The following is a 25,603-nucleotide window of genomic DNA, read 5'->3' on the forward strand; positions in this document are numbered from 1 at the left end:
GTCGCTGGTTCGAGCCCAGCAAGAAGCGCCATTTTTTTATTTTTTGTAAAAATATTTTTTTATTTTTTTGACTTTGAGAGCTACCAAATAAAAATTGACACAAATATCTAAATAGTGTATACTGTGTTTAGTTGATGTATAAATTGAAAGAAATTCTATTATTTAATATTTAAAGGTCTTTAAAAATGGGTGCCTTATATTAGTTAGATTAAATGGATATTTATTACATGGAATCAAAAATTATTATGGAGGTATCAAATGCAAGGTACAGTTAAATGGTTTAACCAAGAGAAAGGATTTGGATTTATCACTGGTGAGGATGGAAAAGACGTTTTTGCACATTTCTCTCAAATCCAAAAAGACGGATTCAAAACTCTTAACGAGGGAGAAGAAGTAACATTTGATGTAACTGAGGGAGCTAAAGGTCCTCAAGCTACAAACATCGTAGCTAAGTAATAAAATTATTCTAAGGGGTTTATGACCCCTTTTTTTTATATACATTAAATATATAAAATATATTTTTCATATTACAAAAGAAATGGTAAAATAATTTGATATTTTAAAAAATAAGGGGGAAAAATGGAGATATTAAACGGAACGGTAGATTTTTTAAATAATATCTTATGGAGTTATGTTTTGATAATTATGTTATTGTTTGTAGGAACATACTTTACATTAAAAACAAAATTTGTACAAATAAGATATATAAAGCAAATGATAAAAATATTAGGTGACAGTGTGGGACAAAAAGGTGGGGTTTCATCATTTAAAGCTTTTTGTATAAGTACAGCTTCTAGAGTTGGTACAGGAAATTTAGCAGGAGTTGCAATAGCTATAGCTTCCGGAGGCCCAGGATCTATATTTTGGATGTGGTTAATAGCTCTGATAGGAGGGGCATCAAGTTTTGTAGAAAGTACTTTGGCACAAGTATATAAAATAAAAGATGGAAAAGACTTTAGAGGTGGACCAGCATACTATATGGAAAAAGCATTAAATAAAAGATGGATGGGAGTAGCTTTCTCGATTTTAATCTCGATAACATTCGGATTGATATTTAACTCAGTCCAATCAAATACAATTTCATTGGCTTTTCAAGAGGCATTTCAGCTTGATAGAACTATAGTTGGAGTGATTTTAGCTGTAGCTACGGGAACTATTATTTTTGGTGGAGTTCATAGAATTGCAAATTTTAGTGCGGCGGTTGTTCCAGTTATGGCGACGTTGTATATAATAATATCTCTCTTTGTAGTTTTTAAAAATATTTCGATGGTTCCTGAAATATTTAGAGATATTATTGAAAATGCTTTTGGAATAAGACAGGCTGTTGGTGGTGGAATGGGAGCTGCTATAATGACAGGAGTGAAAAGAGGATTGTTTTCAAATGAGGCTGGAATGGGGTCTGCACCAAATGCAGCAGCAGCAGCAGATACAACCCATCCTGTAAAACAAGGGTTCGTTCAAACACTAGGTGTATTTACAGATACTATAATTATTTGTACATGTACAGCTTTTATGGTTTTAATTTCGGGAGCTCATCAAACTGAAGGTTTAACAGGAATACAGTTAACTCAGAATGCTTTAAGTTCTCAAGTTGGTCATTGGGGAAATATTTTTATAGCTATTTGTATTCTTCTATTCGCATTTAGCTCTATAATTGGAAATTATTATTATGGCGAAACAAATATAGAGTTCTTAACACCAAATAAGATGTGGTTAAATCTTTATAGAGTAGGTGTAATTGTGATGGTTATGTTTGGTTCGATTGGAGAGCTGGCTCTTGTATGGAACATGGCAGATTTGTTTATGGGATTGATGTCTGTATTGAACTTAATAGCAATATTCTTGCTTGGAAATGTAGCTTTTGATGCTTTAAAAGATTATGCAAAACAAAAATCAGAAGGATTGGATCCAACTTTTAATAAAAATGATATAGAATTACCATATCAAGAAAGAGTTGAATGTTGGAATAATTAAATTTATAGTTGACTAAAGTTAAAAAATAGGATACAATCATTATTGTGTAAAGCCTTTATAGCTCAATCGGATAGAGCATCTGACTTCGGATCAGAGGGTTAGGGGTTCGATTCCTCTTAAAGGCGCCACATAAATAGAATACTTGTTTAGATTAAAGTAGAATAATTTAAATATATTAGAGGTACTTCGGTACCTTTTTTGTTTTCTAGATTATTTTGTGGTAATATATAGTTGAGCAATTTAGAATGAAGGAGTGTTTCTAGTGAAAAAAGAAGTAAAAAAGGGGGAGTTACATCCAAATAATCCCCATAAAGGAAGGTATAACTTTAAGACTTTAATTGATAATTTACCAGAGTTAGAGTCATTTATCATAAAAAATCCTATGGGAGAAGAGACTATTGATTTTAGTGACAATCAAGCAGTTATATGTCTTAATAAAGCGTTAATAAAAACATACTATAATATTGATAACTGGGATATTCCATCCGGATTTTTATGTCCACCTATTCCAGGAAGAGCTGACTATATCCACTATATAGCAGATTTATTATCTAATAAAAAAAAAATTAATGTGTTGGACATAGGTACTGGTGCAAACTGTATATATCCTATTATAGGAAGTCAAACCTATGGATGGAACTATATAGCAACAGATATAGATCCAAAATCTATTGAAAATGCTTTAAAAATAGTGGATTCAAATGAAAATCTAAAGAATAAAGTAAAGTTAAGGCTCCAAAAGGATAGAAATCATATATTTGTAGGAGTAATCGAAAAAGATGATAAGTTTGATTTGACGGTGTGTAATCCTCCTTTTCATGCCTCTCTTGAAGACGCTTTAAAGGCAAACAAGAGAAAGGTAGATAATCTTAATAAAGGTAATAAGGATATAAAAAAAGGACTAAATTTTGGAGGACAAAAAGCTGAATTGTGGTGCCCGGGTGGAGAGCGTCTTTTCCTTAAAAAAATGGCAAAAGAGAGTGCTATTTTTGCCTCTCAAGTATATTATTTTACATCATTAATATCTAATAAAGAGAACATAAAACCTACAGTAAAAATTCTTGAAAAATTAGGTGCTAAATGTCAAATTCTAGAGATGAGTCAAGGACAAAAAATAAGTAGAGTTCTAGCGTGGACCTTTAACAATATTAAGAAAAAAAATTGAGAAACAACTATTTAAAAGGAGGAGATGCCTACTGGTATCTCCTCCTTTTTCAATGGTTTTTAGGTCCATATATTATCTGAAAAGCCATCTGTTTTTTTAGCGCGATACATTGCTTTATCCGCTTTTTCAAAAGCGCTATCTACGCTGTCGTTAATATTTTTCTAGTTATCTATTGACTTTTGAGCAAATATAGGATAATAAATAATTGAAAGAAAAAAGGGGTGAAGAATGAGAATAAATTTTATTTTATTTTGTATATCAATTGCTTACGCATTTCTAATTAAATCTAATATTTTAATGATTTTATCAATTGTATTTGTAGTTACTTTAATTTTATCGTCATTTAAATTGGGTGGGATTAAAAGAAGTATTGAAATAGCGGAAATCGGAGCAAAAAAATCATATGCATTAGTTATGATTTTTTCATTGCTAGGAATGTTATCTGCAAGTTGGTTTTTATCAGGAACGATTCCTAGTTTAATCTACTATGGAATAAAAATAATAAATCCTAATTATTTTTATATATTCACATTTATTATATTGTCAGTTTTTTCATTTTTAATGGGAAGTTCTTTTGGAAGTGTTGGAACAATGGGTATTGTTATGATTTCTTTAGCTAGAGGAATAGAGTTAAATTTATTTTTGACAGCAGGAGCAGTAATTTCAGGAGCATATTTTGGAGATAGAGGGTCTCCAACTTCATCAAGTGCCAATTTTGTTGCACTTTTAACGGATACAAATATTTATAACAATGTAAAAAATATGTTTAAAATTGGATTTTTTCCATATTTAATAGTTGCTTTATTATATTTTTGTTTAGGAAAAACTGATGTAGCTCAGGGAATAGACAGTACATTAGATAGGTTGCTTTTAGAAGAGTTTACTCTATCCCCTTTGGTTTTCATACCTCTACTTATCTTAATAGCTATGTGCCTGTTTAGAGTGGATATAAAAAGAACTATGGCAGTGAGTATTTTATCAAGTTTAGCCATTGCTTTTTTAATTCAAAACTATAGTTTAGAGGAAATAGTGAAAACAGTTTTACTTGGATTTAGATTACCTTTGGCAAACCCTTTATACAAAATAATAAGGGGTGGTGGGATTGTGTCTATGGGAACGGCCACTGTTATGGCATTTTTATCATGTAGTATAGTTAAAATATTTGAGGAATTAAAAATTTTGAATTGGGTTTCAAAACGGATAGGAATTATAGAGATGGAATGGAAAGCTTATTTATATACAGCAGTAGTGGCAATTTTTACATCTGGAATTAGTTCGAGTCAATCCACATCAATATTATTGACTTCTCAAATAATGAAAAAAACATATGAAGAGAGTGGATTTGAGAATGAAGAGTTAGCTCTAGATATTGAGAATAGTTGTGTGATTTTAAGTCCCTTAATTCCATGGAATATAGCTATAACAGTTCCAGCAGCTATGTTGGAGATGGGTGTATTTCAAATAATTCCAAACTCGTTCTATTTATATATATTGCCACTTTTCGTTTTAGTAAAAAAAATTTTTTTTACTAAAAGAAGAGATGTAGAAATAAAAAAAGCTGAATATTAAAAATTCAGCTTTTTTTTATAACATCTAAAACTAGAATCAAAATAGGGATAGTTACCAAGCTAAAAATTGTAGAAATAAAAGAGCAACTTGATGTAATTAAAGGTTCCCTATCATATTTTAAAGAGTAAGCGATTATAACCGATGCAGTTGGGGTAGCCATCATGATGATGATAACACCTATACCTGTGGAGGATAATCTAAAAAATCCAAAAAAGTTTGAAACCATTATGATAAGCAAAAGAAAAGTTGGTAAAAGAGCAGTCTTTATAATTGAAAACTGCCAAGCAACTTTACTTTTTAAAGAATCATGGATAGAGATTTCGGAAAGTTTTAATCCAGCTGCTAACCAAGCAAGGGGGGAGCAAAGCCCAGATAAAAAAGATAAGGGCTTATATATCCAAAATGCTGTTTTATCAAATCTAAGGAATGCATAATTTTGGCCGTTTATGTTGACTTGAGGTAGTGATTGCTGAAATATCCAAATAAATAACCCTAAAAAAGTTGCAATTATAACTGGATTGAGAAACATTGTTTTTATATTTTTTTTATCAATACTAACTCCAGACATTTTAATAAAGCCATAAGAATAAAGTAAAACTCTATATGGTATTGAAAATATTGAAGAATAAATGATTCCTAAATCTCCATATATAGCCTGTGCAATTGGGATTCCAAAGACAGTTACCCCGCCAAAAATTGTCATCATTTTAAGAGTGAGTTGTTTATTTAAATCTAAATTTTTATAAAAAATATTTCCAATAAAAATTAGAAACATATGAATAAAAAAACTCCATATCAATATGTTAATTCCATCAATAAATATATTTTTATCGAAATCCTTCATAAAGGCATTAAAGGATAGGGCTGGAATTGAGATACTAAGGATAATCTCACCTAAAGGAATAGAAAGTGAGCTTTTAAGTTTTCCCGTTTTCCCCATATAAAATCCTAAAATCATGATAAAAATAGAAGAGGACATAACTCCAATTATACTTTTATCAGATATTAAAGTGTGTAAAAGATTGGCTATATTCATTAATTAATCTCCTTGTAAGTTACTCGATTATGATATTAGAAACTGTCATATTTAAAAATTCTATTAAATCTTTAGGATTAAGTTTTATTTGAAGCCCTTTAAGACCAGCACTTATAAAAATAAAATCTTTTTCTATACAACTTTCATGTATAAAAGACCTATGTTTCTTTTTTATTCCAATTGGGGAACAACCTCCTCTAACATATCCAGTTTTTTCTAGAAGTTTTTTTAGTTCAAGCATCTCGACTTTTTTTATACAGGCAAGTGTAGCAATTTTTTTTAAATTTAACTCGTCACTTCCAGGTATACAGGCTATTATAAGTTCATCTTTTTCCCCAGTGAGTGCTAAAGTTTTAAAAACTTTAGTGATATCGTTTCCAGTTTGCGATGCGACATGAATAGCCCCTAAATACTCTTCATCAACTTTATACTCAATAGCTTCATACTTTATTTTCGCTTTATCTAATTCTCTCATAGCATTAGTTTTTTTTATAGACATCCCGCTGCTCCTTTTTTAATTTAAAAATAAAAGTGATTGAAATAATCAGTGTTACTAATTCTGCAATTGGAACAGTCAACCATAATCCCGTTACTCCCCAAATTTTAGGCAGAGTGTTTATAAGTATAAAAATTAAAATTATGCCCCTTAGTGCTGTAATAAAAGTAGCTTTTTTAATTTTTTTTATGGAGGTAAAATATCCTGCGCAAACAATATTTATTCCACTAACAATATAGGCGATACTGTATATTCTTAGAGCCTTAATAGTCAAGTTAATAGTATTTGAATCTTTGACAAAAGATTGAATGATATTTTTTGTAAAACTATTAACGATACCATAAAAAGCTAATCCAAATAAAAATACAGTTATAATTGAAATTTTAAATGCCTTTTGAATATTTTCATAGTTTTTCTTTCCGAGATTATAACTTACAATCGGTTGTAGTCCTTGGTTGAAACCGATCATTGCCATAGTTACAAAAGTAGTGATATAACTGATTATACCAAAAGCAGAAACACCATCATCTCCAATGAGATACAAAATATTCATATTGAATAGAAAAATGGAGATACCTGTAGAAACTTCAGCTAAAAATTCTGAAAATCCAATATATATAATGTTGGCAACTCTTTTGAAAAAATTATTTATTTTTACAAATTTTAATTTTTTGGATTTGGTCAAGATATAAATCAGGAGTATAGATGAAGTTGTCATCTGAGATAGTCCTGTTGCAAAAGCAGCGCCTTTTATTCCATATGGAAAAATAACAATTAAAATATAGTCCATAATGACGTTCATCACTCCTCCAGTAATCACACTGATCATAGGAAAAGTTGGATTTCCATCCAAACGAATATAAACTTCCATGGCATAGCCACTCATAAAGAAGATTGAAAATAAAATAATTACGTTTAAATATTCCTTGGTATACGAATAGAGTTCTCCAGTACCTCCGAGAAAAGAAACGATATTATCAGAAAATATAAGTACAGCACAAGTGGTTAGAAATCCAAAACCAACCAAAAATATCAGAGCTGATGTGAAATTTTTATTTCCTTCTGTTCAGTCTCCAGCACCATACTTTATTGCCATCAAAGTAGAACTCCCAATAGCAATCATGATTCCTATAGCAAAAATAAAATTGATTAAAGGCATTGTTAAATTAACACCAGCTAGTCCCAAAGGACCGACATATCTTCCGATAAATATTCCATCCACCATTGTGTATAAAGAGTAGATCCACATAGCAAAAACAGATGGAATACTGTAGTTAAAAAAAGTTTTTAACATATTTTTGTTTTTCATAACTAATCTCCTGTGAATATATATTATTAAAAAATATTATATCATATTTGCTAAGGAAATATAAATTAGAAAATTGAAAAGTTGATTTTTTCTGTAAAAACGATTATAATATATCAATAATTATTAAAGGAGTGATACGAATGAAAAAAACTATATTATCACTTTTAATTCTTTTGTCTTCAATGAGCTATGCTAGTTGGTGGGGAGGATTAAATGGTGGTACTAGAGCTGCTATTGTTACAGGATCAGCTCTTATATTAGGTTCGCAATATAATCAAAGTGAATATAGACATCAGCAGGATTTGAGGACAATTGATACACAGATTCGAAGAGGATATGAAAGACAAGCTGTGATAGAAAATGCTAATAGAAAGTACGGAAATATGGGAGCATATCAATCTCAACAAAGATCAAATAGACAGGGATATTATGAACCTGCAAGAGGAAGAGCAGGTGCTAGAGTTATTTATTCTGATCAGAGAAGTCAAATATTAGAAATGGCAGATGGAACTAGAATAGTAGTTAATCAATAAAAAATCCAAGCTACAGGTCTGTAGCTTGGATTTTTTTATTTAAGAAAACATATTTATGAATACTGTAATAACTGAAGCATTTATAAAATCTATAAATAGAGAACCTACAAGAGGAAGAGCGAAGAATGCTGTAGTTGAAGGTCCATTAGCAGCTGTGAAAGATTCCATATTAGCCATTGCGTTAGGAGTTGCTCCCATACCAAAACCACAATGTCCAACAGCTAAAACAGCAGCATCATAATCTTTTCCCATAAATCTAAAAGTAATAAAGTATGCGTAAAGTGCCATAACTATTTTTTGTGCCAATAGAATTGCAACTAATGGAACAGCAAGTGCTGCTAATTCCCAAAGTCTCATAGACATTAATGCCATAGCTAGGAATAGTTGTAATGAAATATTTCCAACAACATTAATAGCATTTAAAGGGATTTCATTTTTAGTACCATCAGCTATATTTCTGATAACAGCAGCTACCAGCATTGGACCAATATAAACCGGAAGAACTATTCCCAATTTTTTAGAAAGAGGTGTAATAAATCCACCAATTCCCATAGCGAGAACAATAAATACAAGAGCTTTAAACAATGAATCCTCATTTAAAGAAGTTTTTTCTTCAGAAACAGCACTAGCTCCGTCTAGAAGAACATCACTTTCTTTAGGCCCTTTCAGTCCATTTTTAAGCATTAATCTTTTACCTACTGGACCTCCAATTAAACAACCAGCAACCAATCCAAAAGTGGCAGATGCGATTGCAACCGACATAGCACCAGTAGCTCCAGCAGCTTCTAATACAGGACCAAAAGCCCCAGAGGTACCATGACCACCAGTAAGAGGAACAGAACCTGCAGCAATTCCAATCAGTGGATTAAGATTAAATGCTTTAGCAAGAGAAACTCCTACACCATTTTGTATAATAACTAGAATAACAGCAACAAAAAGGAAAGTGAAAACTTGAACCCCACCTTTTTTTAGCATTTTAAAACTTGCTAAAAATCCTATTGTTGTAAAGAATGCAACCATCAAAAGATCTTTTAATGAACCGTCAAAACTGAACATAAAAAGTTGTAAATTATAACCAACTAAAGAAAATAGAGAGAAGATTACTCCACCGATTACGGGAGCGGGAATAAAAAACTTTTCAAAGAAATAAACTTTACTTTTTATCCATCTTCCTATTAATAATAGGCAAACTGCAATAGCTAATGTTTCTGCCATGTTAAACTTGTATTCAAACATGTTAACCTCCTAGTGATATTTTTACTTACGTTTACGTTTTTAATTATACACTTAGATTGTAAAACGAACAAATACAAAAAAGATATACAGCGCATTTATGCTGTATATCTATCATTTAAAATATTTATGTATCATTTATATAATATATACAAAATCAACAAACCATTAACCAACCTGTGTTTCCATGAGATTTTTTTTCTAAAATATTTATGTTGATCTCTCTTGAAAAAAGAGGACCATCATAAACAAAAGTATGATATTCTCCATTTTCACCACAAACATCAGAGCCAGTACTTTTAATTTTTTCTAATAAATCAATGTCTAAAGTTTCACCTAGAAACTCAAGCCCCATATTTTGAAGATTAACTTTTTTAATTATAGCTTTATATCCCAGAGAGATAAACTCTTTAACGAGGTGTTCTCTATTACCATTCCATAGTGGAAATATTGCCGAAATTCCAATATTATTACATCTGTTCGAACACCAAGTTCTATGCTCTTCAATATCAATATCTCCGAAAATACACCCTTCAGCTCCAAGATCTTTCATAGCTTTAAGAGCATTTTCAAAAGAAAACTCATAATTTTCTCCAGAACATTCAACAAGAAGTAACGGAATGCTAAGAGAAGAAGAAACCTGTTTTAAATGATCGATTGAAATGTTATGAAACCATGACTCCCCTTCAGTATTATTTACGGTTGTCATAATGGCAATGGGTTCATACCCATTCTGGATAGCTTTGTGTAAGGATAACATGCTGTCTTTGCCTCCACTAAACGATACAACAACTTTTTTTCCCATAATAAATTCCTCCAAAAATATTTAATTAATTCTAATTTTATTATAAGAAAATAAGGAGTTAAACACAAGATATTTTTAGACTTTAATTTATTTGTTTTTTTAAATAAAGGAAAAAAACAAATAAATTGAACAACTAAAAAAAGTGTTATTGAAGAGGTGTAAAATGGATTTAACCAAAGGAAATATAAAAAAACTTATTATGAGTATATCAATTCCTGCTAGTATGGGATTTTTTTTCAACACTTTATTCAATATAACAGATACTTATTTTACAAGCTATATAGGAGTAAATGCACTTGCTGGGTTATCTCTTTCGTTTCCAGTATTTTTTATCTTAATCTCTTTAGGTTCGGGGATAGGGATGGGAGTGAGTGCTCTTATATCTAACTCTATCGGTGAACAAGATAAAGAAAAAGCTTTTGAAATAGCTACAGACTCAGTATCTTTAACAATTGTTATAGGAATAATAATAACGATTGTGGGACTTTATTTTAATAAAGATCTTTTTGAGCTTATGGGAGCTCAAGGAGAAGCTCTCTATTACGGTTTAAAATATACCAAATGGACTTTTTTAGGGGCTGTATTCTTTTGTATAAATATGGTTTTTAATGGAATTTTAGTGGCTCAAGGGAATACTTCAACATATAGAAATTTTTTAATTGTAGGATTTTTTTTGAATGTGATATTGGATCCGTTTTTCATTTTTGTTTTAAATACAACTACTGATGGTGTAGCAATTGCAACTGTTATAGTTCAAATAATTGGAAATGTATATCTATATTTTAAAGTTAAAAATTCAGCTTTGATATCTGGAAGAAATTATCATCTGAAAGTACCTAAATTAAAGAACGTATTGGCTATATTAAACCAAGGATTACCAGCAAGTTTTAATATGATGACTATGGCGATTGGAATCTTTGTAATAAATCATTATATTCAGAGAGTGGCTGGTGAAAATGCGATAGCATCCTATGGAATTGCAACAAGAATCGAGCAGTTAGCCCTTTTGCCCGCTATAGGTTTAAATAGTGCTGCACTGAGTATAACAGGACAAAATTTTGGTGCTAAAAATTTTGTAAGAGTTAAGGAAGTGTTTTATAAAACACTAACTTACGGGCTTATAATCATGACAGTAGCAATGTTTTTGATTCTACCCGTAGCTCCTTTTTTGTTTGGAATTTTTACAGAAGATCCAAGTGTGATTGAATATGGAATAGGCTATTTCAGAGTTGAAATTTTTACTTTTAATTCCTATATATTTTTAAATATATCCGATGCTGTTTTAAGAGGATTGAAATATCCTAAATTTTCTATTTTAATAGGAATCTATAGACAATTTTTGATGCCGATGCTTTTATTTCCAATATTTATAGAAAAATTAAATGGAGTTTTAGGTATATGGATTGGGATAATGATTATAAACTGGAGTGCTGCATTTATAGCTATAATATATTTGAGATATGTTTATAATAAAATCAGTAAAAAAATTTAAAATAAAAGGAAGATATTGAAAAATTTAGTAAGTAAGGTCATAGATGATGTAGACTAGAGTTCAGGAGGTAAAAAATGGGATATAAAAAATCATTTTCAGAAGTAGATTCTAAATATTGGGCGGATTATAAAGTGAGATTGTCTAAGGCTCAAGGAGTTCAAGATGTAAAAAAAATATTTAGTATGGTAATTGCAGATATGGTTAAGGAAATAGAAGTAGATTTAAATCCTGTTTACACAGAGTTTGGAGGAGATTTTGAACTAGTTGTGGGAGAAGAAAAACCTAGATATAAGGTTTCGTCAAAAATTGATGGAGATCCAAATTATATAAATTTAGTTGAGTATTCAGATTTACCTACAATTATAGAAAAATATGCTGAAATGGGAGTGAATAAGATAATTCATTTGGGAACAAAAGAGGAAGCTGAAAACGGTAAAAAAATAATACATTAGAAGGTTAGGGGTGAAATATAAAAGTTTCACCCTTTTTTTATCAAAACGCCCTGAGAAAATCTCTGCCTCTATTAGGGCGGTAGTGGTGGTTCATATATTAATTAAAGTGATGGCTGCAATAGACTCAAAGACAACATCATAGACATATGCTAGGGAAGGTATTTGAGATCCTATATGAGGAGCTAGTGAAATTTCAGCTCTATTAGGAATAATTGGCATATTTGAGTTAGATTTTTTAGAAGATCCAATCCCTAATCCAAATTGAATGGACTGAACTTCAGGAACTAAAGAGAAGGAGATATAAGAAAAAAGACTTTTAAATTTTAACATATCGATACCTGATGGTAGATTTAGTTCTAAAGAGCTGCCTAAGGCATCGTTTGTAACTATCATCTTTTGAATAGCTATTCTGATATATGCTTCATTTTTATCTCCAGCAAAAATTCCACCAATTTCTAAAGGTGATGCCACAACGGGTATATTTAAAAGTTTTTTAGCTAAAACACCGGCCAATATAATTCCAGATACAAAAGAACCGTTTTCATAAAGAAATACAATGTCTTCACCAGTAGTTTGTTCATTTTTAATTCCAGATATAACATCTATTTCTTCTTCAGGATTTGGAGAATATCCCTCCATTTTTCTTCTAGCTAAATCTTTCCCAAAATCAAGAGCAGTTATAGAGATATCTTTCGGGTATCCCGAAACAATTACTTTTATACCATTATCAATATCTTTTAATTCAATTTTTATTTGATTACCAAAAATCATAAAGACCTCCGAAATTTAATTTATACTGATATTATATAACAAATAACGGATTATCACCATACAAATAAAGGAATAAATTTAAAGTGGTTTTTTAAAATCAATATTTTCTAGTTCTTTTTGACATTGTTCCCAAGTTCCAACAATTATAATTCCCATAGATTCCACTTTCCAAAAATGATTAGAGATTCTTTTAAATTTCACTAAAATTCCCCCTCTTAAAAAATTATACAAATTTGTATAAAACATAAATAAAAAATAAAAAGCCTTAAAAATATTATACTTTAATGTAGAAAAAAAATCAAATATTTTTTACTTTTTTGTAGAATATATAGTATAATAAGAAAAAAGATAGAGGAGGAATTTTTTGAAGACAGAGTTTGGAAAATACTTAGAAAGATTTATGAATACAAATAATTATACATTAGAGTATATATCAAAACAAACAGAATCTTCTTTATCTGTGGTGGGTCATTATAGAAAAGGGATTAGAATACCAAAAGATGATTTTATAGAAAGATTTATACAAAAATTTATAAAAAATGAGATGGAAGCTAATCAAATAAGATATGTAGTGGCTTATGATAGAACTCCTGATTTAATTAAAAAGAAGCTTGAAGGGATAAAAATAGAAAAAAAGTCTCAAATCATATCTTTACCGGTTTTAGGAAAAGCAGCAGCAGGAATGGGGCATATGAATTTTGAAGATAATATAAAGATAGAAGTTTTGAACTCTCTTCCGACTATAGGTGTCCCAAAAGGAGCATTTATGGTAGAGGTAGCTGGCGATTCAATGTTTCCCACACTTTCCGACGGGGACTTGGTAATACTAGATCCTAAAGCTAAAGAAAGGGAGGTTATTCAAGGAAGAGTATGTGTTTTGACCTATCATGATCAGACCTATATAAAAAGAGTGAAATTTAAAGATGGATATGTAAGGTTGATTTCAGATAATTTCGACAAGAAAAAATATTGTGATATAGTTATAAAAGAGGATGAATTAGAGTATTTAGAATGCCATGGTTCAGTAATAGAAAGTAGAAGAAAACACTAGGGTTTTACCCTAGTGTTTTTAAATTATATTGCTCTATTTTTCTATATAAAGTAGCTATACCAATATCTAAGATTTTAGCGATTCTTTTTTTACTTTCGGTAGTACTTCCATATTTTTTTAATAAAGTAGAAATCATTTCAATCTCCATATATTTTAGTGTTTTATTTTCAAAAGATAAATTTTCATTGGGCAATAAAAATTTTTGGGGAAGATGTGTAGGGAGAAGAATACCTTTTTCATCCATAAGGTTGATCATATATTCGATTGTATTTTCAAGTTCCCTAACATTTCCAGGCCAACTATATTTTTCAAAGATTTCTAAAACTTCAGTTGAAATATTAAAAAAGTTTTTACTGAATAGAGTGGCGTATTTTTCAGCAAAATGTTCAGCAAAAATAAAGATATCAGTTGGTCTTGCTCTAAGAGGCGGTACTTCTAGAGGAACGACATTGAGTCTGTAGTATAAATCTTTTCGAAATTCTCCCAATTCTACTAATTTTTCTAAATTTTGATTCGTTGCAGTAATTATTCTGACATCGATATCAATAAGTTGATTTGATCCAATTCGAATTATTTTTCTCTCCTGTATAACTCTTAATAGTTTTATTTGCATGTAGAGTGGCATATCACCAATTTCATCTAAAAATAAGGTTCCACCACTGGCCAGTTCAAACTTCCCTATTTTCCCTCTAGGATCGGCACCAGTAAAAGATCCTTTGACATAACCAAAAAATTCACTTTCTAAAAGAGCATCAGGGATAGCACCACAATTTACAGCAATAAAAGGATTATTAACTCTATTGCTGTTCATATGGATGGTTCTAGCTATAATCTCTTTACCTGTTCCACTCTCACCAGTTATTAAAACAGTGGATGGATTTTTAGAAATTTTATTGATTCGTTCGTAAAGTTTTTTCATAGAGTCTGAATAAAAAATAAAATCTTTAACCAATGTCCCTGTCGTTGAATTTGAAATTTGTAAAATAGAGTTATGTAAAGCTTTTTTTTCTCTAAAGATAAGAACTTTTTCAAATGATGAAAATTGAAACTCTGTTCCTAGAACTTTGATTTTTTTACTATTGTAAATTAATGAAAATTCCTGTTTTTCAAGAAATGTATCTTTTAAATTTTCAATAAAAATATTCTCTTTTATAATTGTTGTTTCAAAAAGGGTTCGTGCAACTTCGTTCAGATATGTAACTTGAAAATCATTATTATATCTGATAACTCCCTCTTCAATTTTATTTAAAATGGTATTTAAGAAATCTTTTTTTGATTGACTTGTAGAGGCCTCTAAAAATAGATATGCCTGTGAGGATATAAAGTCAGAAATTTGCTTTAAAAATGACAAGTACTGCTCTTTTTTTTCTATAAAATTTATTTTTTGTAAATTTGTAAAACAAATAATTCCTATGACTCCAATAACTTTATTTTCTAAAAATATAGGGGTTGAGATTTCCAGTTGTTCTTTACAATCTATTCTTGTGGGACAACTGAGACAATGTATATCGGTTTTGGGGTTTAAAATAATGATCTCCTTACCTGTTTTTAAAACATTTTGATATACGTGTGATTCATTGGCCATAGATATTCCAACTTTTTCTTTAAGTATCCCTGTTCCAGCAACTCTTATAAAATTTGAATCCATAATCTCAACATCCATCTGTATGATCTGAGAAATCGTTTCTGCATATTTTTGGACCTCATTTTTTATATTCAAAAGAAAGTTTTCCATATTATTCTCCTTTTTAAAAAATAATAATTATCGTTTTGATAATTAAGATTTAATTATGTTTAAATTCAGCTAATATACTAGGATTATAAAAATTATCAATATGATATCGATTATCAATATGATAATAATACATGATGTTGCTTGTTTTTTGAAATATAAAATATAAATAATATGTATATTTTTAAGTTTTATAAAACTTAAAATGAACGAAAAATATTAAAAAAAAACTTTTTTAGGAATAGAAATTGCTTATTAATTGTGGTGAAAATTAAATAAAAGGGAGTGAACAAAATGTCAAATAAAATTAAGTATACTTTTAATGAGATAGAAAAAGGAGATTTAGAAAAATGCCTAGAGATTTTAACTGAAAAAGAGGTAAAAAAAGCGAAAGCTTTTCATAGTAGCTTTCCGCAATATGAAGTAACACCGTTAGCAAAATTAGATAATCTAGCTAAAAATATAGGGTTATCTGGTATTTATGTTAAAGATGAATCATATAGATTTGGATTAAATGCATTTAAAGTTTTAGGTGGGTCATTTGCAATGGCAAAATACTTAGCATCGAAATTAGGTGAGGATATTTCTAAGTTAGGTTATGAAAGGCTTACTTCAAAAGAGATAAAAGAGAAATTAGGCGATGTTACTTTTTATACAGCGACAGATGGAAATCATGGGAGAGGAGTGGCTTGGACAGCTAATAAATTAAAACAAAAATCAGTTGTATACATGCCTTTTGGATCTTCAAAAGCAAGATTAGAAAATATAAAAAAAGAGGGGGCAGATGCCTCTATAACAGATATGAACTATGATGATGCAGTGAGATTAGCAGCTAAGAATGCAGTAGAAACTAATGGTGTAATGGTGCAAGATACAGCTTGGGATGGATATGAAGAGATTCCAACTTGGATAATGCAAGGGTATGGAACTATGGCTTTAGAAGCGATAGAGCAATTGAAAGCTTATGGTGTTGATAGACCAACACATATAATTTTACAAGCTGGCGTAGGATCACTAGCAGCAGCGGTTCAAGGCGTATTTGCATCAATCTATGGAAAAGATTGTCCTGTAACAGTTATAGCTGAATCGGATTTAGCGGACTGCTTATATAAATCAGCTTTAGCAAAAGATGGTAAACCAAGATTTGTTGGTGGAACTATGCAGACAATTATGGCGGGATTAGCTTGTGGAGAACCAAATACAATAGGTTGGGAGATTTTAAGAAATTATTCAACAGCTTTTCTATCTTGCCCAGATTGGAGCGCAGCTAATGGAATGAGAATTTTAGGAAATCCAATGGACCAAGATGACTATGTAAAGTCAGGGGAATCAGGGGCTGTAACAACGGGTGTTCTTTATGAAATTATGACAAATGATGAATACAAAGAGTTAAGAGAGAGATTGAAACTAAATAGAGAATCAAAGGTTCTACTATTTAGTACTGAAGGGGATACAGATCCTAAAAAATATAGAGAGATAGTTTGGTTAGGAGATTGTCATAAATAAAATTTAAAGCATTTAAAATATATGGGAGGAAGAAAATGTTTTCAAAAGAGAGAGAGGAACAATTAATAAAATTATGTCAGGATTTAATAAAAGCACCTAGTTATTCTGGACAAGAGGGAGAAGTTGCGAAAGTAATAGAGAAGGCTTTTAAAAAATTAGGATTTGATGAGTGTTTTGTTGATGTTTATGGAAATATAATAGGTAAAATTCAAGGGAAACATCCGGGTAAAAAAATATTGTTTGATGGTCATATAGATACAGTTCCTGTTCCAGATGCATCAAAATGGACTTATGGGCCATTTGATGCAACAATAGTTGACGGAAAGCTTTATGGGAGAGGAACATCTGATATGAAAGGGCAAGTGGGGGCTATGATTTCGGCTTGTGCTTACTTTGCAGAAGATTGTAAAAAGGATTTTGCAGGTGAGATATATGTAGCTGGAGTAGTTCATGAAGAATGCTTTGAAGGAATAGCAGCTAGAAAGATAAGCGAGGCTGTAAAACCAGATTATGTTGTGATAGGAGAGTGCTCAGAACTTAATTTAAAAATAGGACAAAGAGGTAGAGGTGAGATTGTTGTTGAAACATTTGGGAAACCAGCTCACTCAGCAAATCCAGACAAAGGAATAAACGCTGTATACAAAATGGCAACAGTAATACAAGAGATAAATAAATTAGAGGCTCCAATTCATCCAGTATTAGGTAAAGGTATTTTAGAATTGGTTGATATTAAGTCTTCACCATATCCAGGAGCGTCTGTAGTGCCTGAATATTGTAGAGCAACATATGATAGAAGATTACTTGTGGGTGAAACAATGGAGAGTGTAATAGAGCCGTTACAGAAGTTAGCAAAGAGATTGATGGAAGAAGACTCACAGATGAAGATAAAGGTATCTTATTCTATAGGAAAAGAGATGTGCTACACAGGAAATGTGATTGAAGGAGAAAGATTTTTCCCAGGATGGCTATATGAAAAGGAAGACGAATTTACAAAGATAGCTTACGAAGGATTGAAGTCAGTGGGATTAAATCCGGAGATAACTCAATATTCATTCTGTACAAACGGTTCTCATTATGCAGGAGAAGCAAAGATTCCAACGGTAGGTTTTGGCCCTTCAAGAGAAAACCTTGCCCATACAATAGATGAGCATATAGAGATATCTCAATTGATAAAGGGGACTGAAGGATATTATGGTATTTTAAAATCTCTTTATAAAAAATAAGAAGGAGAAAGTTTATGAAAATTTTAATAAAAAATGGATATATTGTTGATGGAAATAAATCTCCTATTTATAAAGAGGATCTTTTAATAGAGGATAAAATTATAAAAAAAATAGGAAAGATTGATGAGAATGTGGATAGAGTTATCGATGCTAATGGACGAATTGTCTGTCCAGGCTTCATCGATACCCATAGCCATTCAGACCTTTTAAATCTAGTTAATCCATACAATCAGATAAAAATTCGTCAAGGGATAACTACTGAAATTTTAGGGCAAGATGGGATCTCAATGGCTCCATTACCAAAGCAATATATAAGTTCTTGGAGAAAAAACATAGCGGGCTTAGATGGCGAATCGGATGAAATAGACTGGGAATATGAAACAACAGATAACTATTTAAAAATGATGGAAAAAAATGGAATAGGTTTGAATGAAGCTTATTTAGTACCTCATGGAAATGTAAGAATGGAAGCTATGGGTCTAGAAGGAAGAGCTGCAACAAAATCAGAGATAGAAAAAATGTGTGAAGTAACAAGACGTGAAATGGAAGCTGGAGCTTTTGGACTTTCTACGGGCTTAATCTATATTCCTTGTGCATATTCGGAGACAGAAGAGTTGATAGAGATGTGTAAAGTTGTAGCTGAATTTGATGGTGCCTTAGTTATTCATCAAAGAAGTGAAGCGGATACGATAGTGGATTCGATGAAAGAAGTTATAGAGATAGGAAAGAAATCAGGAGTAAAAATTCATTTTTCTCATTTTAAAATATGTGGAAAAAATAACTGGAAATACTTGGATGAGATGCTTGAATTATTAGAAGAAGCCAAGAAGGAAGGGATTAAAGTATCCTTTGATCAATATCCATATGCAGCAGGAAGCACAATGCTAGGAGTAATTTTACCTCCTTGGGCTCACGCTGGTGGAACAGATGAACTTATGAAACGATTAGCAAGTCATGAAGAGAGAAATAAAATGATATTTGATATGGAAAATGGAATTCCTGGGTGGGATAATTTTGTTGAGTTTGCAGGCTTGGATCAAATATTTGTGACTTCTGTTAGAACAGAAAAAAATATGGATTTAATTGGTAAAAATCTATTAGAAGTAGGGAAAATAAGAGGAAAAGATCCATATAATGCCACGTTTGATCTTTTACTTCAGGAAGATAATGCAGTAGGGATGGTAGATTTTTATGGATTAGAAGAGCATGTTATAAAGATTTTAAAAAGACCGGAGCAAAATGTATGTACAGATGGATTGCTATCAGGAAAACCACATCCGAGAGCATATGGTTCATTCCCGAGAGTTCTTGGAAGATATGTGAGAGAACAAAAGATTTTATCAACGGAAGAGGCTATTTATAAAATGACTAAAAAAGCAGCAGAAGCTTTTGGAATAAAAAATAGAGGAGTTCTTAAAGAGGGGAATTTTGCAGATATTTTAGTTATAAATATGGATACAGTTATAGATAAAGGGACATATGTAGAGCCAACTCAATATCCAGAAGGAATAGATTATGTGATCATCAACGGAAATGTTGTTCTTGAAAATGGACTATATAATAAAGTTCTAGCAGGAGAAGTTATAAGAAGAAAATAGGAGGGCAAAAGTGATAATAGGAAATGGAAGAGTAATTACTCATGATTTTGATAATCCTTATTTGGAAGATGGAGCAGTCTATATATCTAAAGGGAAAATAATAGAGGTTGGAGAAACAAAAGCTCTACTAGAAAAATATCCAGAAATAGAATATATAGATGCTGAAGAAAAAATTATAATGCCAGGGATTATCAATACACATCACCATATATATAGCGCTTTTGCAAGGGGGATGGCATCAACGGGTGCCTCTCCTCAAAACTTCCAAGATATTTTAGAAACTTTGTGGTGGAAAGTAGATAAAAAATTAAATCATGAGGATATAGAATATAGCGCTTTGACAACATATATAGACTCAGTGAAAAATGGAGTGACAACCCTTTTTGATCATCATGCAGGCCCTACATCTATAAAAGGAAGTCTAGATGTAATAGCAAAAGCTGCAAAAAAACTGGGAATAAGAACTTGCTTATGCTATGAGGTATCTGATAGGGATGGATTAGATAAAATGCAAGAAGGTATAGAAGAAAATGTAGAGTTTATAAAAAAATGCGAAAAAAATAGTACCAATATGGTTAAAGGAATGTTTGGGCTTCACGCATCGTTTACTCTATCAAATGAAAGTTTAAAAAAATGTCAAGAAGCTATGAAAGGGGTTAATGCAGGATATCATGTCCATGTTGCAGAAGGAATAGGAGACTTACATGATTGCTTAAATCAATATAGCAAAAGAGTTGTTGAAAGATTATTTGATTTTGATATCTTAGGAGAAAAAACTATAGCTGTTCATTGTATACATGTGAATGATTTTGAATTAGAACTATTAAAAAAGACAAATACAAATGTGGTTCACAATCCGGAATCTAATATGGGGAATGCAGTCGGATGTGCACCGGTTCTAGAAACTTTTTCTAAGGGAATAAATATTGGATTGGGAACGGATGGATTTACAAATGATATGTTTGAGTCCCTAAAAGTTGCCAATATACTTCACAAACATAATAAATGTAATCCTTCTGTTGCTTGGGGAGAGGTTCCAGTGATGTTATTTGAAAATAATAAAAAAATAACAGAAAAGTATTTTGAAGGAGAGTTTGGAGTTTTAAAGGAAGGGGCAGTTGCAGACCTAATAGTTGTTGACTACAACCCATTAACAGAGATGAATCAAAATAACTATAAGAGTCATTTACTATTTGGAGTTATGGGAAAAAATGTTGTGACAACGATAATAGATGGAAAAGTAGTTATGAAGGATAGAAAAATATTGACACTAGATGAGAAAGAGGTTTTTAAAAAATCAAGAGAAGTTTCAAAAAAAATGTGGAATAGAAACTAAATAAATTTAAAAGCGGAGGAAGTATGAGTGTTAAAGTATTGGAGGCTAATGAAAAGGTAGAAGCAGTTCATGAAAAACTAGAATATAAAAGCTTGTTTTTATTGGGAGTACAGCATGTTGCGGCAATGTGTGCTGGAGCAATAGCTGTTCCCATGATTTTAGGAGAAAGTTTGGGATTGGGGCAAAATGAGATAAATGTTTTAGTTAGTGCCACTTTGATGATGGCAGGAATAGGAACTTTTATTCAAACATTAAATATTCATGATAGAGTTGGAGCAAAACTACCGATAGTTGAAGGGGTTAGTTTTGCGGGGGTATCAGCTCTTGTTGCGGTAGGATTAAGTTATAGGGGTACAGATCCAATTTTTGGCTTACAAGTTATGTTTGGTGCAACCATACTCTCGGGATTGTTTGCTTTTTTAGTAGCACCAGTTTTTGGGAAGTTATTGAAATATTTTCCTCCGTTGGTCTCTGGAGTGGTAGTGACTTCTATGGGATTATCACTAATTCCAGTAGCTCTTAGATGGGTTGCAGGATCACCAAAGAGTTTAAATTATTTAAGCATAAAAAATATTATACTGGCACTCTTAACTATAGGAATAATATTGATTATTCAAAAACTATCTAAAGGTTTTTTAGGAAATATAGCTATACTTTTAGGGATATTTTTAGGAACACTCATTGCAATTCCAATGGGATTGGCAGATTTTTCTATGTTGGAAAGTGCTGGGGTATTCACAGTAAATACACCACTGCAATTTGGAATGCCAAAGTTTGAACTGACAGCAGTTTTATCTTTGTTTTTAGTTCAATTAGTTATTATGACTGATGCCACAGGAAATCAAATAAATCTTTCTGATATATGTTCGGTTAATCCAGATCAAAAGAATATAGTTGCAGGACTGAGAGGGCATGGATTAACTAGTATGTTGGCAGGTGCATTCAATAGTTTTCCACATTCACTCTTTGGGCAAAATGTTGGAATAGCAGCAATAACAGGTGTTAAAAGCAGATATGTAGGAACGGCTGCTGGAATAATACTCTTAATTACAAGCTTTTTTCCTAAAGTTATAGCTATATTGACATCAATTCCATCGCCAGTTTTGGGCGGAGCGGGAATAATAATGTTTGGAATAGTAGCAGCAAATGGAATAAAAAGATTGGGGACAGTAAGTTATGAAGGGAATAAAAACTTAGTTATTGTTGCAACAAGTTTAGGGATGGCTCTTGCTCCAATAGCAGCTCCACAGTTGTTTACAAATTTTCCACAGTGGGGGAAAATTTTGTTTCAAAGTCCAGTTACTCTGGGGACGTTGACAGTATTGATACTAAATATATTATTTAATGAATTTGATAGAAAATAAAAATTGGAGGAATAAAAAATGGCTAATATAAAAGTAAATTTTGCAGGGTTAGAATATGAAAATCCAGTGATAGTAGCAGCGGGACCACCATCAAAGGATGCTCAAGCTATAAAAGAAGCAATAGAAGGAGGAGCTGCAGGAGTTGTAGCTAAAACTATATCGAGTGAAGCAGCAGAGATTCCAAAACCTTGCATGTATGATTTTAAAGGAAATCATTTTTTGAATACGGAGTTATGGTCTGAAATGTCACCAGAGCACTGGGTAGAAAAAGAGTATGAAAAATGTAAAATAAAAGGAGAACCATTAATTATTGGGCTTGGATATGTGAAAGAAGATATAAAAAAACTTATTCCTATGGTGGATAAATTTGCTGATGCGTATGAGATATCGAGTCATTATGTAGGGAGAGATTTAACTCCGATGTTAAATACTTTAAAGATGGCTAAAATGTTGACAAAAAAACCAGTGTTTATGAAAGTATCGCCAGGAATAGAAAACTTAGGGGATGTAGCTAGAGCTTTAGAAGTAGCAGGAGCGGATGGATTAGTTGCAATAAACTCTGTGGGGCCATGTCTATCGATAGATTTAGAGACTGGAAAACCACATATGGGAAGCAAAAGCGGATATGGTTGGATGTCTGGGGCAGCAATAAAACCGATAGCATTAAGAGTTGTTTATGAGTTAGCACAAGCTGTAAAAATACCAATTTTTGCTGTTGGTGGAATAACAAAAGGGGAAGATGTAATCGAATATACTATGGCTGGAGCTACAGCTGTACAAGTCTGCACACAAGGTATTTTAGAAGGGCCAAAGGCGTTTGGTAGAATAGCTAAGGAAACAAATGATTGGTTAGATAGTCATGGTTATAGTTCTCTAGATGAGATTAGAGGAATTACAGCTAAGCATATGAGAAATGTAAAAGAAAATAATTACTTAACAGTTCCTCCTAAGGTATATTTAGATAAATGTGTAGGATGTGGAATTTGTAAGGTAGTTTGTGGATATAAGGCAATTGAAATAGAAAATAAGAAGGCAATTATAGATGCTGATAAATGTTTTGGTTGTGGTGTATGCACGTCTAAATGCCCAACACATGCTCTTTTAATACCAAGATAGTCAAGGGGGATATATGTTCAAAATAATCATAAACGGTCAAAAAATTGAAACAACGGAAAATAAAAATTTATTAGATTTTCTAAGAGATGATATGGATTTTACAGCTGTTAAAAATGGTTGTGGAGAAGGCGCTTGTGGAGCATGTATGGTTCTTGTTGATGGGAAACCCTTTAGAGCTTGCATTTTAACAACAGAGAAAGTAGCAGGGAAAAATATTTTCACAGTTGAGGGATTAAGTGAATATGAGAGAGATGTTTTTGCATATGCCTTTTCAGATGGGGGAGCTGTTCAATGTGGATTTTGTATTCCAGGAATGGTGGTGAGTGCAAAGGGGTTGTTTTTAAGAACATTAAACCCAACAGGAGATGAAATAAAAGTAGCTTTAAGAGGAAATATTTGTAGATGTACGGGGTATATTAAGATAGAGAAAGCTATTTTAGAATCTGCTAGAATTTTTAGAGAGGGAATAGAGGTTCCTAAAGTTGAGTGCAAAGGTTTTGTAGGAGAAAATACTGTAAGAATAGATGCTAAAGAGAAAACTTTAGGTGAAGGAAAATATGCTGAAGACATAAAAATACCTGGAATGGCTTATGGGGGAGCGGTAAGAACGGAGCATCCTAGAGCAATGATTAAAAGTATAGATATTTCAGAAGCTAAAAAATTGGATGGAGTTCTTGGAATCATGTTAGCTAAGGATGTTCCGGGTAACAGGAATATAGGACACCTTTCATTTATTTCTGATTGGGATGCTTTGATAGCTGAAGGTGAAGTAACTCGTTATATGGGAGACGCACTAGTTTTAATAGCTGCTAAAGATAAAAAAATCCTGAAGAAAGCAAAGGAATTAGTAAAAGTTGAGTATGAAGTTTTAGAACCTATAACTGATCCAGAGAAAGCATTAGAAGAAGGAACACCTAAAATTCATGAAAAAGGGAACCTTTTATTTAAACAAGTTTTAAAAAGAGGTGATGCTGAGAAAGCTATAGATCAAGCGAAGTATAAGGTAACAAATATATATACTACTCCATATACTGAGCATGCGTATTTAGAACCAGAAAGTGCTACTGCAATTCCAAAAGAGGACGGAATAAAAATAATAACTAGTTCGCAGAGTATTTACGATGAACAAAGAGAGATTGCAAGATTATTAGGAATGGAATTAACAAAAGTAGAAGTGGAAAGCACATATGTAGGTGGTGGATTCGGAGGAAAAGAAGATATGTCGGTTCAGCATCATGCAGCTCTTTTAGCTTGGAAATTTAAAGTTCCAGTTCAAGTAACTTTAGGAAGACAAGAAAGTTTAGTTGTAAGTACAAAAAGACATCCAATGAAAATAGAGATGACAACAGCATGTGATGAAAATGGAATGTTGTTGGGGATGAAAGCTAAAATAATATCAGATACAGGGGCCTACTCTTCACTAGGAGGGCCCGTTTTGCAAAGAGCTTGTACACATGCTGCAGGACCATATAACTATCATAATATAGATATTGAAGGTATTTCTGTATACACAAATAATCCTGTAGGTGGAGCGTTTAGAGGTTTTGGAGTGACACAAACTGCATTTGCCACAGAGAGCAATTTAAATAAACTAGCTGAAATGGTAGGGATATCTCCATTTGATATAAGATATAGAAATGCTATAGAACCTGGAATGGTACTACCAAACGGTCAAATAGCTGATGCAGGAACAGGATTAAAAGAGACACTATTAGCAGTTAAAGATGTCTATGAAAATAATAAATTAGTAGGAATAGCGTGTGCTTTTAAAAATGCAGGAATAGGTGTTGGGCTACCGGATGTTGGGAGATGCATATTATCTATTGAAAAAGGAAAAGTTCA

Annotated in this window: 23 protein-coding genes, 1 tRNA gene and 1 pseudogene; 16 read left to right on the forward strand and 9 right to left on the reverse strand. The window is 31.7% G+C overall.

Going from position 1 to position 25,603, the window contains the following annotated elements:
• The first annotated feature begins 258 nt into the window (after positions 1-258).
• From Q0V67_RS08815 to Q0V67_RS08835, 5 genes are all read left to right on the forward strand, one after another.
• On the forward strand, positions 259-456 hold the full coding sequence (locus tag Q0V67_RS08815; RefSeq protein ID WP_297598810.1) for a cold-shock protein: 198 nt from the start codon (positions 259-261) through the stop codon (positions 454-456).
• A gap of 123 nt (positions 457-579) precedes the next feature.
• Positions 580-1,974 carry a sodium:alanine symporter family protein gene (locus Q0V67_RS08820; RefSeq protein ID WP_297598811.1) on the forward strand — a complete coding sequence of 465 codons (1,395 nt, stop codon included), beginning with the start codon at positions 580-582 and terminating at the stop codon, positions 1,972-1,974.
• Positions 1,975-2,025: 51 nt separating this feature from the next.
• A tRNA-Arg gene (locus Q0V67_RS08825) sits at positions 2,026-2,102 on the forward strand.
• Positions 2,103-2,236: 134 nt separating this feature from the next.
• Positions 2,237-3,139 carry a 23S rRNA (adenine(1618)-N(6))-methyltransferase RlmF gene (rlmF, locus tag Q0V67_RS08830; RefSeq protein ID WP_297598812.1) on the forward strand — a complete coding sequence of 301 codons (903 nt, stop codon included), beginning with the start codon at positions 2,237-2,239 and terminating at the stop codon, positions 3,137-3,139.
• Between the two features lie 228 nt (positions 3,140-3,367).
• On the forward strand, positions 3,368-4,708 hold the full coding sequence (locus Q0V67_RS08835) for a Na+/H+ antiporter NhaC family protein (RefSeq protein ID WP_297598814.1): 1,341 nt from the start codon (positions 3,368-3,370) through the stop codon (positions 4,706-4,708).
• A gap of 4 nt (positions 4,709-4,712) precedes the next feature.
• On the opposite strand, the gene Q0V67_RS08840 is transcribed toward Q0V67_RS08835, so the two are convergent.
• The 4 genes and pseudogenes from Q0V67_RS08840 to Q0V67_RS08855 form a co-directional block, all read right to left on the reverse strand.
• The gene (locus Q0V67_RS08840) at positions 4,713-5,744 is read right to left on the reverse strand and encodes an AEC family transporter (protein ID WP_297598816.1); all 1,032 of its coding nucleotides are present in this window, start codon (positions 5,742-5,744) and stop codon (positions 4,713-4,715) included.
• Positions 5,745-5,763: 19 nt separating this feature from the next.
• Entirely contained in the window at positions 5,764-6,237 is a 474-nt protein-coding gene (ybaK, locus tag Q0V67_RS08845) for a Cys-tRNA(Pro) deacylase (protein WP_297598847.1), read from the reverse strand.
• Positions 6,224-7,042 carry an MATE family efflux transporter gene (locus tag Q0V67_RS10355; RefSeq protein ID WP_366938449.1) on the reverse strand — a complete coding sequence of 273 codons (819 nt, stop codon included), beginning with the start codon at positions 7,040-7,042 and terminating at the stop codon, positions 6,224-6,226. The genes ybaK and Q0V67_RS10355 overlap by 14 nt, the downstream gene beginning before the upstream one ends.
• Positions 7,031-7,549 (reverse strand): annotated as a pseudogene (locus Q0V67_RS08855) (MATE family efflux transporter); the annotation flags it as partial. The pseudogene Q0V67_RS08855 and the gene Q0V67_RS10355, both read right to left, overlap by 12 nt.
• A gap of 140 nt (positions 7,550-7,689) precedes the next feature.
• Here Q0V67_RS08855 and Q0V67_RS08860 point away from each other — a divergent pair.
• The gene (locus Q0V67_RS08860) at positions 7,690-8,082 is read left to right on the forward strand and encodes a hypothetical protein (protein WP_297598818.1); all 393 of its coding nucleotides are present in this window, start codon (positions 7,690-7,692) and stop codon (positions 8,080-8,082) included.
• Positions 8,083-8,121: 39 nt separating this feature from the next.
• On the opposite strand, the gene gltS is transcribed toward Q0V67_RS08860, so the two are convergent.
• On the reverse strand, positions 8,122-9,318 hold the full coding sequence (gene gltS, locus Q0V67_RS08865; RefSeq protein ID WP_297598820.1) for a sodium/glutamate symporter: 1,197 nt from the start codon (positions 9,316-9,318) through the stop codon (positions 8,122-8,124).
• Between the two features lie 154 nt (positions 9,319-9,472).
• Complete coding sequence (locus Q0V67_RS08870) at positions 9,473-10,120, reverse strand: diphthine--ammonia ligase (protein WP_297598822.1); 648 nt, start codon at positions 10,118-10,120, stop codon at positions 9,473-9,475.
• A 163-nt stretch (positions 10,121-10,283) separates the two neighbouring features.
• Between Q0V67_RS08870 and Q0V67_RS08875 the strand changes: the two genes are divergently transcribed.
• Both Q0V67_RS08875 and Q0V67_RS08880 read left to right on the forward strand, forming a co-directional pair.
• A complete protein-coding gene (locus tag Q0V67_RS08875; protein WP_297598823.1) occupies positions 10,284-11,612 on the forward strand; it encodes an MATE family efflux transporter in 1,329 nt (442 codons plus the stop codon).
• Positions 11,613-11,686: 74 nt separating this feature from the next.
• The gene (locus Q0V67_RS08880) at positions 11,687-12,064 is read left to right on the forward strand and encodes a hypothetical protein (RefSeq protein ID WP_297598825.1); all 378 of its coding nucleotides are present in this window, start codon (positions 11,687-11,689) and stop codon (positions 12,062-12,064) included.
• Between the two features lie 90 nt (positions 12,065-12,154).
• Here the strand turns inward: Q0V67_RS08880 and Q0V67_RS08885 are convergent, their stop codons facing one another.
• The gene (locus Q0V67_RS08885; RefSeq protein ID WP_297598827.1) at positions 12,155-12,835 is read right to left on the reverse strand and encodes a chorismate synthase; all 681 of its coding nucleotides are present in this window, start codon (positions 12,833-12,835) and stop codon (positions 12,155-12,157) included.
• A gap of 78 nt (positions 12,836-12,913) precedes the next feature.
• A complete protein-coding gene (locus tag Q0V67_RS08890; protein ID WP_297598829.1) occupies positions 12,914-13,036 on the reverse strand; it encodes a hypothetical protein in 123 nt (40 codons plus the stop codon).
• Between the two features lie 163 nt (positions 13,037-13,199).
• Here Q0V67_RS08890 and Q0V67_RS08895 point away from each other — a divergent pair, with 163 nt between their 5' ends.
• On the forward strand, positions 13,200-13,886 hold the full coding sequence (locus Q0V67_RS08895; RefSeq protein WP_297598830.1) for a S24 family peptidase: 687 nt from the start codon (positions 13,200-13,202) through the stop codon (positions 13,884-13,886).
• A gap of 4 nt (positions 13,887-13,890) precedes the next feature.
• On the opposite strand, the gene Q0V67_RS08900 is transcribed toward Q0V67_RS08895, so the two are convergent.
• Positions 13,891-15,621, reverse strand: a complete 1,731-nt coding sequence (locus Q0V67_RS08900; protein ID WP_297598832.1) for a sigma 54-interacting transcriptional regulator — start codon at positions 15,619-15,621, stop codon at positions 13,891-13,893.
• A gap of 291 nt (positions 15,622-15,912) precedes the next feature.
• Between Q0V67_RS08900 and dpaL the strand changes: the two genes are divergently transcribed.
• From dpaL to xdh, 7 genes are all read left to right on the forward strand, one after another.
• Positions 15,913-17,124, forward strand: coding sequence for a diaminopropionate ammonia-lyase (gene dpaL / locus Q0V67_RS08905; RefSeq protein ID WP_297598834.1), 1,212 nt, complete (start codon positions 15,913-15,915; stop codon positions 17,122-17,124).
• Between the two features lie 35 nt (positions 17,125-17,159).
• A complete protein-coding gene (locus Q0V67_RS08910; protein WP_297598836.1) occupies positions 17,160-18,347 on the forward strand; it encodes a YgeY family selenium metabolism-linked hydrolase in 1,188 nt (395 codons plus the stop codon).
• A gap of 14 nt (positions 18,348-18,361) precedes the next feature.
• On the forward strand, positions 18,362-19,945 hold the full coding sequence (locus Q0V67_RS08915; RefSeq protein WP_297598837.1) for an amidohydrolase family protein: 1,584 nt from the start codon (positions 18,362-18,364) through the stop codon (positions 19,943-19,945).
• Between the two features lie 10 nt (positions 19,946-19,955).
• Positions 19,956-21,281, forward strand: coding sequence for a putative aminohydrolase SsnA (gene ssnA / locus Q0V67_RS08920; protein WP_297598839.1), 1,326 nt, complete (start codon positions 19,956-19,958; stop codon positions 21,279-21,281).
• Positions 21,282-21,304: 23 nt separating this feature from the next.
• Entirely contained in the window at positions 21,305-22,645 is a 1,341-nt protein-coding gene (locus Q0V67_RS08925) for a nucleobase:cation symporter-2 family protein (protein WP_297598841.1), read from the forward strand.
• Between the two features lie 18 nt (positions 22,646-22,663).
• A complete protein-coding gene (locus tag Q0V67_RS08930) occupies positions 22,664-23,761 on the forward strand; it encodes a 4Fe-4S binding protein (RefSeq protein ID WP_297598843.1) in 1,098 nt (365 codons plus the stop codon).
• A gap of 13 nt (positions 23,762-23,774) precedes the next feature.
• A partial coding sequence (gene xdh / locus Q0V67_RS08935; RefSeq protein WP_297598845.1) for a selenium-dependent xanthine dehydrogenase occupies positions 23,775-25,603 on the forward strand: 1,829 nt, incomplete at its 3' end.

It is taken from the genome of uncultured Cetobacterium sp. (assembly GCF_947072685.1).
Taxonomy (GTDB): domain Bacteria; phylum Fusobacteriota; class Fusobacteriia; order Fusobacteriales; family Fusobacteriaceae; genus Cetobacterium_A.